Source organism: Klebsiella sp. 141203, from assembly GCF_032601985.1.
Taxonomy (GTDB): domain Bacteria; phylum Pseudomonadota; class Gammaproteobacteria; order Enterobacterales; family Enterobacteriaceae; genus Klebsiella; species Klebsiella aerogenes.
Window position 1 is genome coordinate 210,095 of sequence record NZ_JAQIRL010000003.1, and the last position, 14,445, is coordinate 224,539.

Below are 14,445 nucleotides of genomic sequence, written 5' to 3' on the forward strand. Positions count from 1 at the left end.
AGGCTGAATATAGAGTATCGGGTGTTTCGATAATCTTTAGGGCTGATAATATAAATATTATATTTATAAATATGATGGCAAATTTTTAAACAACAGAATAATCCACACCCTAATTGAATAAAAATATAATCATCGATATCAAAATCTTCATGCTGTTACAGGATTAGCGAGTGAGCGGTAGCAATGGCAGGATAGTGCGGCTGACGATCACAAATTCGCGATTCTGAATCGATGCCGGGTAAAAAATGGCTTATCGTGCCGTGGTGCGCTAAGTCGTTTGGGCAGCGTCAATGGCTACACTGAGTACTGCATATTATTCGCCAGTCGCGGCGATTTTCATTTTTACGCCGAGTAGCGCGCGGTGTCATAAAGGATGAGAGATGAGTAAATCAGATAATCAGGCAGATCGCGATGCTGGCTATCGCCGCGTGCGGCTGGAGGATATCGCTACCCGTTGTCGTACCTCGCTCAGTACCGTGTCGCGGGCGCTATCGGGCGAAAAAGGGGTCAGCCACGAACTGCGCACGCGTATTCAGGAAGTGGCGCGGGCCATGCGATATACGCCGGCTCAGGAGCTGGGCGGCGCGCGGATTGTGCTGGCTATTTCACAAGTGGCGATGCTGGATTACAACCGCTATCAGTTTAGCTGGTACGTTCTGCAAGGGTTAAAAGAGCGAGCGAAGGTGCTGGGCGTTGATCTCATTACTCATCAGCTCAGCGATAATGACAACGGCGCTCTGCAGGCGCTGCTGGAAGAAGCGGACGTAGGTGGCGTGCTGGCGCTGACGGTGGACGACAGCGGTTTTCTGAATACGGTGGCGAACCTGAAAAAACCGGCGGTATTGGTGAATACCGACGATCCGTTAATGCGCTTGTCCAGCGTGCTGCCCTGCAACCGTTCGGCCACGCGCATGGCCTGTGAATATTTGCTCGAGCGCGGCCACCGCGACATTCTTTTTTTAACCCACCCTGGCAGGCGAACCATTGAACAGCGTGAGGATGGCTGGCGGGAAGCGATGCGCGCTCGCCAGCTGTTGTGCGACGATTCGCGGATCCTGACGGTAACCGACTGGCTACCGGAGCTGGCGGAGCAGGCGGTGATCGCGCGTTTCCGTGATAATCCGCGCGAGTGTACGGCGATACTGTGCGCCAATGATTCGCTGGCGATCGGCGCGATCAACGGCGTGCGGGCCTTAGGACTGCGCGTGCCGGAAGATATCTCGGTGGTGGGTATGAATAACCTGCCGCAGGCGGAGTTTGCTACACCGCCGTTAACTACCGTTCACCTTCCGGTGCACGAAATCGGCACGCTGGCGCTGGAGCTGCTGCAGGATATGATTGCGGGTAGTGTCGAAATTCCAAGGCGGGTTGAGCTGGCGTGCGCCATCGTCGAACGTCAATCGGTGGCCCGTATCGCCTGATACGGGCCACCGCTAAAGAGAGCGGGTTAGTCGAATTTAGCCCGCTCCATCTTCGGCACTAACAGGAGATACATAATCGCCCATGCCAGCAGATAAGCCACCGAGCTGATGGCGAACAGCGCCCAATAGTTACCAGAGGCTTCAAGCACGGCGCCAATCACCGTAGAGAAGATCACGCTGCCGATCATCCCGAAGGTACTGCCAATCCCCACGACCGAACCGACGGCTGCGCTCGGGAACAGATCGGATACCGAGGTCAGAATATTGGCAGACCACCCCTGGTGCGCCGCCGCAGCTAACCCGACCAGCGCGACGGCGGCCCACAGATTTTCGACCTGGGTGGCGGCGAAAATCGGCAGGACCAGGCAGGCGCAGATCAGCATCGTGATTTTACGTGCGCTGGCGGTGCTAAAGCCTTTACTCATCAATTTGCCGGGTAACCAGCCTGCGCCGAGGCTGCCGACGATGGCGAAGAGATAAATAACGATCAGCGGTAGACCCAGGCCTTCCATGTTGATACCGCGGGATTCGTTGAGCCACTTCGGTAGCCAGAAGAGAAAGAACCACCAGATTGGGTCGGTCAACATTTTGCCTAATGCCACGGCCCACAGTTGGCGATAGCCCAGCAGATGTGTCCATTTGATGGCCGAAACGCTGACGGCTTCTTCTTTATCCTGAGCAATCCAGGCCTGCTCTTCGGCGCTGGCCTTCGCTTTCACCGGACCAAAGGCAATGAACCAGGGAATCAGCCACAGTAAGCCAATGGCGCCGAGAATTAAGAACGCGCCGTGCCAGCCATAATGCACTGCGATAAGGGGGATCAGCGCAGGTGAGATAACCACGCCGATATTGACCGCGACGCCAAGAATGCCGGTCGCCAGCGTGCGTTCCTTTTTAGGATGCCACTCGGCAATCACCTTCATCGCCGCCGGGAAGTTAGCGGATTCACCTAGCCCAAGCAGGACGCGAACCAGCGCGAATCCCGCTACCGACCCGACGACGGCATGCGCCATCGCCGCGACGCTCCAGACGACCATCGCCGCCGCATAGCTGATTTTGGTCCCCAGTTTGTCGATAATTCGCCCGCATACCAGCGTGCCGACGCCATACGCGACGGTAAATGCATTAACCAGCCAGCTATATTCCATTTGCGTCCAGCCGATATCTTTTTGCAGCATCGGCGCCAGCAAGCCGAGGATCTGGCGATCCATATAGTTAACCGTCGTGGCAAACACCAGCATGGAACAGATGACCCAGCGATAGTTGCTTTTTGGTTTAGCCATTTCGCGAGCGGGATGGTGCAGCGTATTCGGATTAACATCATCAGCGGCCTGCCCGGAGGGCACAGCCTGTTTGTCGATTTGCGTATCCATTATTATTTTCCTTGCCCGGTCTCTGCCGGGCGTTGGTTACAGAGGAAGTTCACGGCTGCTGCCCACGACGCTCCATTGCTGTGGATCCAACGTGCGGTTTTCGGCGCTCACTCGTCCATCGGTCAGGAAGCGCACCGTACCGTACAGCGGATCGTTTACTTCAATACTGCCGTCGTCGTGCTGGATGAGGGTCAGGCCGCTGAAACATGCGCTGAAGGATTCCAGGGAGCTATCGACCCGATCGTTGATGCGAACCAGCCAGCGGGTTTGTTGCCCGTTAAGGCGTATTTCGCAACCGCGGGTTGGCCCCGTATTCACCGTTTCAAATGGCTGATTGCCCACCAGTAGCGCCATACCGTTACCGCTGCGTACCGCCGCGCGCTGGCCGCTAATGACGACCTCATCAAACTGGCTTTGCGGCAGCCAGGCATGAGTAAAGCCAGGCTGATCGGCGTGCAGATTGAAAGTCAGCACCGCCAGTCCGCGATATTGCTGCACGCGCGGCAGCGTGCCGCACCCGCCCCAGTAAGAGGGACGACCGAATCCGCCGTGCAGGGTCTCGCCTGGATGGTTGATCCAGATCTGCGCTTCAGGTTGGTTGCCCAGACGTAAATGGAACGGCGTCTCCTGATAGCCCCATTCTCCCCAGCGATAGCCGGCGATGGACCCCATCGCCGCATGGCGGTTTTTGTAGTGATAGAGTTTGGCGATCCGGTTGGCGCCTTGGGCAAAACACCACTCGATGGCGCTCTCTTTTTGCCAGGCGGCAACTTCTGCTAGTTCCGCCGGAAGGGTGAGCAGGCCATCACGCAGCAGCAGGGCTAATTGCGGCAGCGCATGGAAACGACAACCATAGTTACCTTTGCCCCACAGCAGACGCGAAATCGCCGCCAGTTCCAGAGAGCGTCCGGCGCGTAGGGTGTGTTCGTAAGAACGTCCCTGCGAGGCGGTCAGAAAACCCTGGTGGGCGGAGCGGGCAATCTGCGCCAGCAAGCGTGTGATTGCCGCGATGGCGCGCTGGCTTATTTGCGCGTCGCCGGACAGTGCCGCCAGTGCGGTGAGACCTTTTAAATCAATGGGGAAGTAGGGCGCTGAGTTCCATTCGGCCATTTCACACTGCTCGAAATGGTCCAGCCAACTGATGACCCGCGCTTTACCCGCCGCCGCCTGCTCGCGCCCGCTGCGCCCGGAACGAGTGAAAGTCGCGTCCGGGAAGAGATTGCCCGCCAGCAGCGCCGCAGTGTGGAACAACAGGGCGTGGTTCTCAGAGAAGTACCACTGTACATCGTTGCCGGGTTCGTCCATCCAGTAGCGGAAACGCAGAATCGCGTCATCGATGCGCCCGCGAACCTCCGGGTCGATCTTGTCGCCCCATACCGTCCGGCACCACAACAGCGGCACAAGCGTAAAGTCGGCACAATCGTGGCAGTCGAGCACCGACGGCAGAACGCCATCCAGCATCTGCTGGGTTTGCTCATCGTTCAGGCCGCAGGCCAGACGCGCCAGCGCTTTGACGCTGCTGTATTCACCTTCATGAGCGACCACCTCCAGCGCTTCCACAATCCGTGCTTCCAGCGTTGCCGGGATCGCCGTCTGGCGGTCGGCGTGGCAGATTTCGACGCCCAGCGTGCGGCTTATCTTGAACCCTTCACGCTGCAGCGTGATGTTGAAATTGCGGAAGTCCGCCGGAATAGCTTCACTTTCAGCAATGGCGACCAGCGACTCGCCGGCGGACAGTCGGCTATCGAGCGTGACCGGTTCATCCAGCGAGATAAAATCCCCCAGCACGTTGACGCGCAGGCTGTAGTCCGTCGACGCGGGCTGAGGAAATACCAGGCGAATGGTGCCGCGGTTATATACCGGATGCTCAAAGGAAACGCCGTCCAGGAGCTGTTCCATCTCTTTGACCTGCGCATCGGTTAGCGGCGTTGCCAGCGCAATACGCAGCGGCTCGCCGGCGAGGTAGTCGAGTTGGAAAAAGAAGCGAATATCGCGTTCGGCTAAGTCTTCAAACCACAGCTCCAGCTCATTTTTCCCCGCCTGTAACGACAGGCTGAATTCACGCTGGTTTTCCAGGTTGCGCTGATAATCCGCCATCCAGAGCACTTCTTCGCCGTTCAGCTTTAGCAGCGCGCCGCCACAGGTGGAGAGGCGAAAACGATACTCGCCCGCCTGTGGGCAATCGAGAAGCGTTCTGGCCCAGGCGCCGACCCGAGTTGGACGGAACCAAAAGCCGGAGAGATCGACCCTGTCGGAAGCAAAAGGGAACCACCAGCGTGAGTAGTTTGCGCTGGCGAAAGGCTGCGGTTTTTTTTCAGCAAAGTGCTGGCGAAAATCGTCGCGGCACGGGTAGGTATGTGGAATGAAGTTTTTATGTTTGCTTAAAAAGAAAAACGGGTCCATTTCGCCAGCCATCGGCGTGTCCACCGTGTCATAGCGTAAACTGGTAATATCGGATAGCTGCCAATAGCGCACGGCGTTACCCGCCGTTAAATTAAAATTACTATATTCGATAGTCATTATTACTTTCTCCAAATAGAGAAGGAATCTATTTTATTTATTATCAGTCAGGCGCAAACCTTCGCTCAGGAATAATATTGCTAAGGCCTGTCCATAACCGGTAGGTTGTAATGGAATGTCTTTATAAAATTGCAGGGTGTGTCCCATTCGCGTGCCATAAGAAACATTGTGCACCGTTCCTGCTCCATCAATATTATCCTGAACAATCGCCAGCGCTTTCATACCCGCCTGTAGCCATCGTTCATCGCCAATGCCAAGACGGGCGCCTTTTAATAAGCCATAGCCAAAACCAGCAGTCGCGGAAATTTCGATGTAAGAGTCAGGATGGTCGAGCAGGGTGTGCCAGGCGCCATTAGCGGCCTGCAGATCGATTAACGTATTAACCTGCTTTTTCAGGCACTCTATCAGGTACTCCCGAACGCCCGCGCCTACGTCGGCTAGTTCCAGTAATTCGAGTATACCGACGGTGATCCACGCATTACCGCGCGCCCAGCGGGCTTTGGCAAAGTTGCTGTTCTCGACAAAGCTCCAGCCGTGGTACCACAGGCCGGTCTGCGGATCGTTGAGATAGCGCGCATGCAGCAGAAACTGCCGAACGGCTTCATCTACCAGTTCCTGACGCCCGGAAACCGTACCGTAGTGCGCGAGGAACAGTACCACCATAAACAGCGTGTCGTCCCAGATCTCCATGTCGTTAATGCCGTCGGAGACCACATGCTGGAAGCCTTGTTCCGGCGTACGCGGTAGTTCCGTCATCACGCGGTTTGCCCAGTTATCCAGCACCTGCTGGTAGTGCGGTTGCCGATGATGGGACCAGAAAAGCGAGAGGGGAAGCATCGGCGCGGTGGTATTGACGTTGAGGCTTGGTAGACCTTTTTCGATATTTCCCTGAAACCACTGGTCGATAATTTGATATAGCTCATCAGACTTCGTGTTTTCCCATAAACGTACCAGACCAAATAGCCCTACGCCCTGCGGCCATTCCCAACTGGAAAATGAAATATAATCGCCGGCGCTACCGTCAAGATTGGGTTCATTAAACCGCCCGTTATCCTTTAATTCAGTAAATCCGCGCAGCAGTAAATCAATATTTTTATTCAGTGGACGCTTTTCCATTTTTATTCTCATTCTATCTGTAAGGATGATTTGGCTATAAGAATTAAATCACTACGCATTTCATATGCGCAATACGAAAAAATTTTGCGTTTATATTTTGTGAGCCTTGCCGATATTTTATTGCCCTGCGAGGACGTCGTTTTTTGCGAAAAACAGGCAGGAATTGTTGATAAAACAAGAGGTTGTTGGAACGGTGTTTCATTTTTGATTTGGGAAGCGCTAAAATTTTTTGCGTGAACAGCAAAATGGCTGGAAACCATCGAACCATCATTACTTAATCCAGAAAAAAAGCCACTAAGTGGAGTGGCTTAATTATATGATTTTGTTATGTATATTTCCTTTCTGGTCCACACGTCGCGGTCTGTTTTATTAAAGTTTGATGGTCACCTGGTTTCCGATAACCCATGCATCTTTAATCTCCTCTATTCCTCCCGGATGGGCGAGTAGCTGGAGATTAGGCCGCAAGGTCAGCCATGGCGTAACGTGAAAGCTATAATGCAGCTCTGCGGCATACTCGCTTCTGCGGACCGGGACATACAAGGGATCATCATAATCATCGATCCCCCGCATCTGGTTCTGGAGCTGCGCTCGACGAGCGACTTTGGCGTTGGCATGCATTTTACTTACGCCGAAGCTGATAAAGTCCTGCGGGCGACTGGCGAAAGGGCCCTTATAAATGATACCGGCCTGGATCTGATAGTCCATTGTCGCCGTATTTTTATCATTTATGGCCAGATGCCCGAAAATGTTGAGGCCATTTTGTCGCTGGCTGCCCGCGTGGGTCAGCTGCTGGCTGACATAGAGATAACCTCCGTAACGGCCGCCGTGTCGCCGGGCAGCCTGCCGCGTGAGGACATAGGGATCGCCATTGTCGTCATCCAGTACATCATTGGCGTCCGCTGTGTTGTACCAGCCGCCGATTTTCCAGGTGTCCGGCAGGAATGTGGCGCCTGGAGTGGGCCTATGCCCCAGTTCAACAATATACATGTACCCCAAATGCCCGGTGCCATCGAGCTCGAAACTGCCGTGGCGGGTAGCGTAGTTAGGGTTATATTGAAATCCGCCAGCCTGGATATAAAGCGCCGAACTAAGAGCGTATTTAATGCGGCCACCCCACTGGCCTATGGGAGTGTTATACCAGACGCCGCTACCGTGCCCGGCTAACGAACCGCACAACGACAGGTTTTGAAAAAAACAGCCGCTATTATCAAAGTCCTCTCCTGGCGGCATGAGACCGACCTTGAGATCCCACTTTTTATCCTGCCAGGTTTTTTTAAACCAGAACTGTGCCGCGTGCCATGTTTGTCCCCGACCGTAGTTACTCTGAACACCCGAGCCGATTACCGGAGCGCGCGGGTCCTGGAGACGATCCTGAGTCAAATCTCTCCCGTTACGATCGTTTAGCGACGCTTTAAATTCTCCGTCGTGAATGCCGAAAATCTTCTCCAGATCCATATCGATGCCGAGAATATACTGATCGCTGTAGCGCAGGGTTTTATCGCGATCGTAGCCGCCGGAAATATTCGTAGCGGTCATCGAACTATATTCCAGCGTAAAGTCATAACCACGATGGCGCAGATCCGTGCGCACGCCGCCCCACTCTCCGGTCATGTTTTTTGCTGTGGGAGAAAAAAACGTATCGTTGGCCAACGCCAGGAAAGGGTGTAGTAAAGCCAGCAGCATCGTGCCGCTTTGAATCAGTTTGTTCATATTTTTCACCGCCTGTTGATGATCCAGGTCTATGAATTTTTTCGATAAGACGCAGTTGAATCAGCCTGGTGCGTCGTTTTCTTGCCAGAGGCGGCCCCGCATCTCCCGGAGCCACGGAGCATTTATGGCGATAGCTCTTCTAACGATTTTCCTTTGGTTTCAATGGCAAAAAACCAGGTAATTAAGCCGCCAATCAGCGCAATAACCGCGAAAGTGATAAACACAAAACGGATCCCGAAGCCTCCGACGATAAAACCCACCATCAGTGGGCCAATGGATGACCCTGCGCGCAGCCATGCGCTGGAATAGGCAGTGCCAATGGCGCGTAGTCGGGTGGGATATAGCTCTGCCGCGTATAGATAAAGCGAGAAAGCAATTGTTTGCAGAATGGCGTAGGTCAGGCTTCCCAGAATCAGAATTTCAACGGCAGACTTTGCGCCCAGAATAGAAAGCGTAATCAGCGGAACAATCGCCAGTAAAAAAGCCCATGTGTACCAGCGCTTACGCCCGACGCGGTCGATCAACAGGGCGCAAATCACTGAAGCCACGACGCCGCAGGAAGAGGTGATCCAGCCGTAGGCCAGACTGGTATCGAGAGAGAGGTTAAACCAGGTTTTATAAAGGGTTGGAAACCAGGTGATCATGCCGTTGTTGACGCTATAAACCGTCAGCCACAGTCCCCACAGCATAAAGGTTCGGGATTTATAGATCCCGCCAAACAGGGCTTTTACGCCTTCCGGAGCCGATTTTTGCACCTTAGGGGTTTTTATTTCAGGCTCGGGTAACGTCATGCCGCGCCTGATGACCTCTGATTCCAGCGTAGATACGATATTATCCGCTTCCTTTAGTCTACCTTTTGCGGCCAGCCAGCGGGGTGATTCCGGCATTAACCAGCGCAGAGGGACGGTCAATGCGGAAGGAACTAAGCCAATTAAAAACATGACTTTCCATCCATAGATGGGCACCAGAAAATACCCCACTAACCCGGCAAACATCATGCCGATGGGGAAAATCACCTCATACAACAAAAAGAAACGCCCTCGCTTTTTTGCCCCGACAAATTCATTGATATAGGCGCTGGCAACGGGAACCTCCGCGCCGATTCCCACTCCCTGTAAAAAGCGAATAATAAGAATGGACCAACCGTTCCACGCAAAAAGACAGGCCGCATCCATCAGTACAAACAGAATGATGGTGATACGTAATACGCCAATGCGTCCTATTTTTTCCGCCAGCGAACCAAAAAATAGCGCACCGCATAGTTGGCCCACATAACTGGCCGCAATAATAAGACCGACAAACGTCGGCGTTAAACCCCACTCCTGGGTAAGCTGCGGGAGCGCAAAAGCGATAGCGATAATGGTATAGGCATCGAAAAAGGTCGATAAGCCGACGATAACGCGGATAGCCTTTAGCCGTCGGGTGATAGGGAGGCGTTCCAGCCTTGCCAGCAGCACGTCTGGTGTTGACGTCGTTCCGCTGGCAACGGCGTAATCTGAAGCAATGGCCTGAGTTGACATAGTATTACCCTGTTAAACGTTGTCTGGGGCATACACGTAAGGTTCTGAATAACCACAGGGCAACGAACCCTTATTCATAGACGTGCTGCATATAATGCTGTCTTGATTAGTTTGTGGTAACGTTACTGCAATCGATTTCACGCTCAGCTAATCCTTTGCTGGATTTGGCGCTAAGTCAATTACGCTCGTTGTATAAATGTCGAGCAGTTCACAATCTGAATAAACTCACGAGCAAAAAAGCGAAGTGACGAATACAGGTTAAAACGAATAAGAAATGTGAATTAACGGCCCGTCGAATGAACCCGGCAAAGTTAAGTACCATTCCTTTTGTCCGGGCGAGGTTTGACGTAAGATCCTTTCACCCCACGGTTTGCACGATGGTATCCCTTGCACGGGCAACACGGATTTTTACCCGCATTGATGAGTTGGAGCAGCAGATGGATCAAGAAAGTGAACTGAACGATTTTCCGGAAAAAAAGCTGGTGACAATGCGGGACGTTGCTCGCGCTGCGGGCGTGAGCGTCTCGACCGTTTCGCGCGTACTCGATGAAAGATTACCCTCCTCGCGCAGCGCCTCGGCAGATAAAATTCGCCAGGTGGCCCGAGAGCTTGGCTACCGTCGGGACTATGTTGCTTCCAGCCTGCGCCGTGGCGATACCGGAACGCTTGGCGTACTGGTTCCGAGGCTGACCGATGCCGTCACGGCGATGCTTTTCGAAGAGATAGCCAGGGCTGCGGCGAGGAGAGGGTATTTCGCGATCGTGGCGACCTGCGGAGATAGCAAGGAGCAGGAGAAGAACGCCGTTGAATCGCTGCTGGATCGTCGTGTGGATGGGTTGATTATGTCAACCTGCCGGCTGGACGATCCTTTGCCGCAAGCCCTACGTGAACGAGATGTGCCCCATGTTCTGGCGCTGCGCACCGATGGGTTTAGTCCTTCATCGGTCGGGGACGATGAGCTTGGCGGTTATCTGGCAACCCGACACCTGATAGATTTAGGCCACCGTGATATTGGCCTGATCGGCGGTCCCGATTTTGCCTCCAATGCGCTTAACCGGCGTAAGGGCTTTGAGCGGGCAATGCAGGAGGCCGGGCTCAAGATCGAAGCGGAATGGTGCTGCCATTCTGATTTTAATATCGCCTCTGGAGAGCAGCAGGGAATGAAAATTCTCAGCCAGCCTCATCGCCCGAGCGCGCTGTTTGCCGTCAATGACGAGTTGGCGATTGGCGTGCTCGCGGCCGCCCATCAGCTAGGACTGGTGATTGGCGAGGATCTGTCTCTGGTGGGATACAATGATATTCCTCTGGTGAGCAGGCTGCCCGTAGCCCTGACTTCGGTTAGAACGCCACTGGAGCATATCGCCAGTAATGCGGTAGATATGTTATTGAATCCAGAAGTAAATAATAATATGCGGATTACCACGCCTTCCCTTATTCCTCGTAAGTCTACCTCGTCCCCACGTTAATAATCCGTCGGTGATCCTCCTGGCTTTCCTGGTGAAAGCGGGGAGGATTGAATTTTGTATAACGGATCTCATCCCGGATGCGGAATGCTGTTTAGTTTGTGATCTTCGTTGCATTTTTAACCAATCCGGCGTTGACGGTTTTATTTTTGCGGTTCAATGTCAACCACGTGAAAACGATTGCAGAAACGATTTCATGTCCGTTTCAAACGATTGCTAACCTGCAAATATACGCTTACTCATCAAGGGGATACTTATGATTAACATCGATCTCAGAGGTTTGACTCCGGCTCCGGTTACACCCTTCACTCGCGAGGGGCGGGTAGATTATGATGCCATCCAGCGCCTCGGTAGCTGGCTGGGCAGCATCGACGGCGTAAAAGGTCTGGTGGTTCTGGGACACGCAGGGGAAGGGACTTTTCTAACTCAGGAAGAGCAGGCGAATGTGATCCGCGCATTTGTGAAGTCGGTAGATGGCAAGCTTCCAATTATTGCCGGTATCACCGGAGAAGGGACGGAAGTCGCTGCGCTGGAGGCCAAGCGTGCTGTTGCCGCCGGCGCATCCGCTGGTTTGCTGTATCCTTCTCACGGCTGGTTGCGTTTTGGCTATCAGGATGGCGCGCCTCAGGATCGTTACCGCGTGGTTTATGAAGAAAGCGGCCTGCCGCTGATTCTTTTCCAGTATCCGGATGTCACTAAAGCCACCTACAATCTGCAAACGTTATTGGATATTTCCGCACAGCCTGGCGTATTCGCCATGAAGAATGGCGTGCGTAATATGCGCCGCTGGGATACTGAAATTCCTGTTATTCGCCGCGAGCGTCCGGATCTGCAAATTTTAAGCTGCCACGATGAATATCTGCTGCACACCGCGTTTGATGTCGATGGCTTCCTGGTTGGCTACGGTAATATCGCGCCTGAACCGTTAATTGAAATGATTAAGGCGGGTAAAGCGGGTGATTATGTGAAAGCGCGTGAGCTGCACGATCGACTGCTGCCGGTGACCAAAAGCGTATACCACCGCGGTTCTCATATGGAAGGTACCGTGGCGCTGAAACATGCGTTAGTCGCGCGTGGGATCCTTGAGCATGCCACCGTCCGCTCTCCGCTTTTGCCGCTCGAAAAAGGGGCTGAAAAAGAGATCCACGATGCCATGCGCGCTGCTGAGCTGGGCCTCGTTCGTTAATTTATGCTGAGTCTGTTGTTAATCCGCAATGCAGAAAGATGTCTTGCTGTATTGCGGATATCGGCGCGTTCAGCGCGAGCTCTCCGGGAGATGTCATCCTGATCGGCACTCCCGGCTACCAGAACTAGCAGGTCATTTCATTATGTAAAGGGTTAATGCCGGACAGGGAGCCGTGGAGGCAAATTATGGTATTAGTTCAGTTTCTGGTCGTGCTGCTGTTTCTTTATATCGGCATGCGGGTTGGCGGTATCGGCGTAGGTTTTGCCGGCGGCGCTGGCGTGATTGTCCTCAGCGCGCTCGGCGCCACGCCGGGGGATATGCCGATGCTGGTTATCGTGTTTATCATGGTGGTGATTGTGGCGATTGCGGCCATGCAGGAGGCCGGCGGTATCGAATATCTGGTTGACCTCACCGAGCGCCTGCTGCGCCGCTATCCGCGATTGTTAGTCATCACCGCGCCGCTTTCCACCTGGCTATTAACCATGATGGCCAGCACCGGACAGGTCTCTTTTGCCTGTATGCCGGTGATTGTCGGCGTGGCGAAAGAGAACAATATAAAACCTACCCGGGCGCTCGCTCTCTCCGTCAGCGCCTCTTTACTTGGCATTGTGGCATCGCCCATTTCCGCAGCGGTGATTTTCTTTTCGGGGATTCTGGAAAAGAGCCATTCTGGCTGGGGCTATATTGAGCTTATTGCGGTATCCATCCCTTCCACCTTTCTTGCGTTACTGGTCACCTCCGTGTTTTACCTGTGCTGGGACAGAATTCGCCGGCAGGATAGGCTCTATGACAATCCGGTGCAGGTGAAGGCACGGACTGAGCGGGAGATCCCGACTTATGCCGCTCGTTCGGTGCTAATCTTTATCGTCGGGCTGGTGGTGGTGCTGTGCTATGCGATTGTCACCAGCCCCAAATTAGGGCTGATTACCGATCCGGTCATGAGCAGCGGGCAGGCGCGGGTAGGGGTGATGTTGGGCGTTGCGTTGCTGATTCTGGTGAGTTGCCGGGTTAACGTACAAAAGGTCCCGTCCGGCTCGGTATTTAAAACCGGGATGACCTCCTGTATCTGTATACTCGGCGTCGCCTGGCTGGGGTCAACCTTTATGGATAGCAATCAGCAGTGGTTGCAAAGTACGCTCTCGTCACACTTCCTGGAGTCACCCATTATGCTGGCCATTATTATTATGGCGGCGTCATGTTTCCTGTATTCTCAGGCGGCTTCAACAAAAATTTTATTTCCCGCCGCGCTGAGTATGGGCGTTGCCCCCGGTATTCTGGTGGCCTGCTTCCCGGCTACCGCTTCGCTTTTTATTTTACCAAACTATCCGACGTTACTGGCGGCGGTGGAACTGGATGTTACCGGCTCGACTAAACTGGGGCGGCATATTATCGATCATCCTTTTCTGCTGCCTGGCCTGGCATCGGTGCTGCTTTCTATTCTTTTCGCAGCCGGGTTGGCTTTTTTGATTCAGTGAATGATATGAGCAGTGGCAAAGTGATACAGGCGGACGACTGAGCAAAAAGGAGTTAGATGATTTAACTCCTTTTTTAATTGTCACCCCATCATCACCTTTTGGGGACATGAAAATGGCTGGCTTTGTCGGGTTTATGGCGCTGGCTTACGTAGTCGCCTCAGAAGGGCATCGCCAGCAATGTATATCCAGAATCACGCTTTGCATAATGTTAACCACCGTGCTGATTGCCCGGCAGAAAAATATAGCCATTTGTACATAGCTCACATTTGAACAATTAAATGGATAAACCTTTTGATACTTAAGCAAAATATAGTCCATATTAAAGCCTTGTACCGAACGTGGATATTTTAAGGATAAGAATATGTCAGCAGTAATTGATAAAGCACTGGATTTTATTAATGGCATGAACACGTCATCTTCAGCACCGCACACCATGGATGAAAGTACGGCTAAAGGCATTTTCAAGTATCTTAATGAGTTAGGAGCTCCGGCCAGCGCGGCTGATGTGTATGCCCGGGGCACTCAAGAGGGCTGGGATCCCGAATTTACTAAAACGTTAGCTGGATGGGCGGAACGAATTGAGTCCGGCGAGCGTATAGTTATTAAGAATCCTGAGTACTTTTCTTCATACATGCGCGAGGAACTGCGGGCTCTGGTATAA

Annotated in this window: 10 protein-coding genes; 5 read left to right on the top strand and 5 right to left on the bottom strand. The window is 53.3% G+C overall.

Annotated elements, in window-relative coordinates:
- Positions 1-380: 380 nt before the first annotated feature.
- Positions 381-1,421 (top strand): LacI family DNA-binding transcriptional regulator, encoded by a 1,041-nt coding sequence (locus PGR29_RS13590; RefSeq protein ID WP_316424699.1) that lies wholly within the window; start codon positions 381-383, stop codon positions 1,419-1,421.
- Positions 1,422-1,447: 26 nt separating this feature from the next.
- Here the strand turns inward: PGR29_RS13590 and PGR29_RS13595 are convergent, their stop codons facing one another.
- The 5 genes from PGR29_RS13595 to PGR29_RS13615 form a co-directional block, all read right to left on the bottom strand.
- Positions 1,448-2,794 (bottom strand): MFS transporter, encoded by a 1,347-nt coding sequence (locus tag PGR29_RS13595; RefSeq protein ID WP_316424700.1) that lies wholly within the window; start codon positions 2,792-2,794, stop codon positions 1,448-1,450.
- A 36-nt stretch (positions 2,795-2,830) separates the two neighbouring features.
- The gene (locus PGR29_RS13600; RefSeq protein WP_316424701.1) at positions 2,831-5,314 is read right to left on the bottom strand and encodes a hypothetical protein; all 2,484 of its coding nucleotides are present in this window, start codon (positions 5,312-5,314) and stop codon (positions 2,831-2,833) included.
- Between the two features lie 33 nt (positions 5,315-5,347).
- Complete coding sequence (locus PGR29_RS13605; protein WP_316424702.1) at positions 5,348-6,430, bottom strand: glycoside hydrolase family 88/105 protein; 1,083 nt, start codon at positions 6,428-6,430, stop codon at positions 5,348-5,350.
- Between the two features lie 369 nt (positions 6,431-6,799).
- Positions 6,800-8,140: a carbohydrate porin gene (locus tag PGR29_RS13610; RefSeq protein ID WP_316424703.1), complete on the bottom strand. Its 1,341-nt coding sequence runs from the start codon at positions 8,138-8,140 to the stop codon at positions 6,800-6,802.
- 122 nt (positions 8,141-8,262) lie between these two features.
- Complete coding sequence (locus PGR29_RS13615) at positions 8,263-9,660, bottom strand: MFS transporter (RefSeq protein WP_113373085.1); 1,398 nt, start codon at positions 9,658-9,660, stop codon at positions 8,263-8,265.
- 437 nt (positions 9,661-10,097) lie between these two features.
- Here PGR29_RS13615 and PGR29_RS13620 point away from each other — a divergent pair, with 437 nt between their 5' ends.
- The 4 genes from PGR29_RS13620 to PGR29_RS13635 all read left to right on the top strand — a co-directional run bounded on the left by PGR29_RS13620 (position 10,098) and on the right by PGR29_RS13635 (position 14,445).
- Positions 10,098-11,126: a LacI family DNA-binding transcriptional regulator gene (locus PGR29_RS13620; RefSeq protein ID WP_316424913.1), complete on the top strand. Its 1,029-nt coding sequence runs from the start codon at positions 10,098-10,100 to the stop codon at positions 11,124-11,126.
- A 253-nt stretch (positions 11,127-11,379) separates the two neighbouring features.
- The gene (locus tag PGR29_RS13625) at positions 11,380-12,309 is read left to right on the top strand and encodes a dihydrodipicolinate synthase family protein (RefSeq protein ID WP_032709182.1); all 930 of its coding nucleotides are present in this window, start codon (positions 11,380-11,382) and stop codon (positions 12,307-12,309) included.
- Positions 12,310-12,494: 185 nt separating this feature from the next.
- Positions 12,495-13,784 carry an anaerobic C4-dicarboxylate transporter family protein gene (locus tag PGR29_RS13630; protein ID WP_316424704.1) on the top strand — a complete coding sequence of 430 codons (1,290 nt, stop codon included), beginning with the start codon at positions 12,495-12,497 and terminating at the stop codon, positions 13,782-13,784.
- A 361-nt stretch (positions 13,785-14,145) separates the two neighbouring features.
- Complete coding sequence (locus tag PGR29_RS13635) at positions 14,146-14,445, top strand: DUF1889 family protein (protein WP_015369626.1); 300 nt, start codon at positions 14,146-14,148, stop codon at positions 14,443-14,445.

Excerpts from the sequence above, each read along its gene's own strand:
- PGR29_RS13600 (WP_316424701.1), bottom strand. The coding sequence starts at position 5,314 with ATGACTATCGAATATAGTAATTTTAATTTAACGGCGGGTAACGCCGTG.
- PGR29_RS13595 (WP_316424700.1), bottom strand. The coding sequence starts at position 2,794 with ATGGATACGCAAATCGACAAACAGGCTGTGCCCTCCGGGCAGGCCGCT.
- PGR29_RS13635 (WP_015369626.1), top strand. The coding sequence starts at position 14,146 with ATGTCAGCAGTAATTGATAAAGCACTGGATTTTATTAATGGCATGAAC.
- PGR29_RS13625 (WP_032709182.1), top strand. The coding sequence starts at position 11,380 with ATGATTAACATCGATCTCAGAGGTTTGACTCCGGCTCCGGTTACACCC.
- PGR29_RS13605 (WP_316424702.1), bottom strand. The coding sequence starts at position 6,430 with ATGGAAAAGCGTCCACTGAATAAAAATATTGATTTACTGCTGCGCGGA.
- PGR29_RS13615 (WP_113373085.1), bottom strand. The coding sequence starts at position 9,660 with ATGTCAACTCAGGCCATTGCTTCAGATTACGCCGTTGCCAGCGGAACG.
- PGR29_RS13630 (WP_316424704.1), top strand. The coding sequence starts at position 12,495 with ATGGTATTAGTTCAGTTTCTGGTCGTGCTGCTGTTTCTTTATATCGGC.
- PGR29_RS13620 (WP_316424913.1), top strand. The coding sequence starts at position 10,098 with ATGGATCAAGAAAGTGAACTGAACGATTTTCCGGAAAAAAAGCTGGTG.
- PGR29_RS13610 (WP_316424703.1), bottom strand. The coding sequence starts at position 8,140 with ATGAACAAACTGATTCAAAGCGGCACGATGCTGCTGGCTTTACTACAC.
- PGR29_RS13590 (WP_316424699.1), top strand. The coding sequence starts at position 381 with ATGAGTAAATCAGATAATCAGGCAGATCGCGATGCTGGCTATCGCCGC.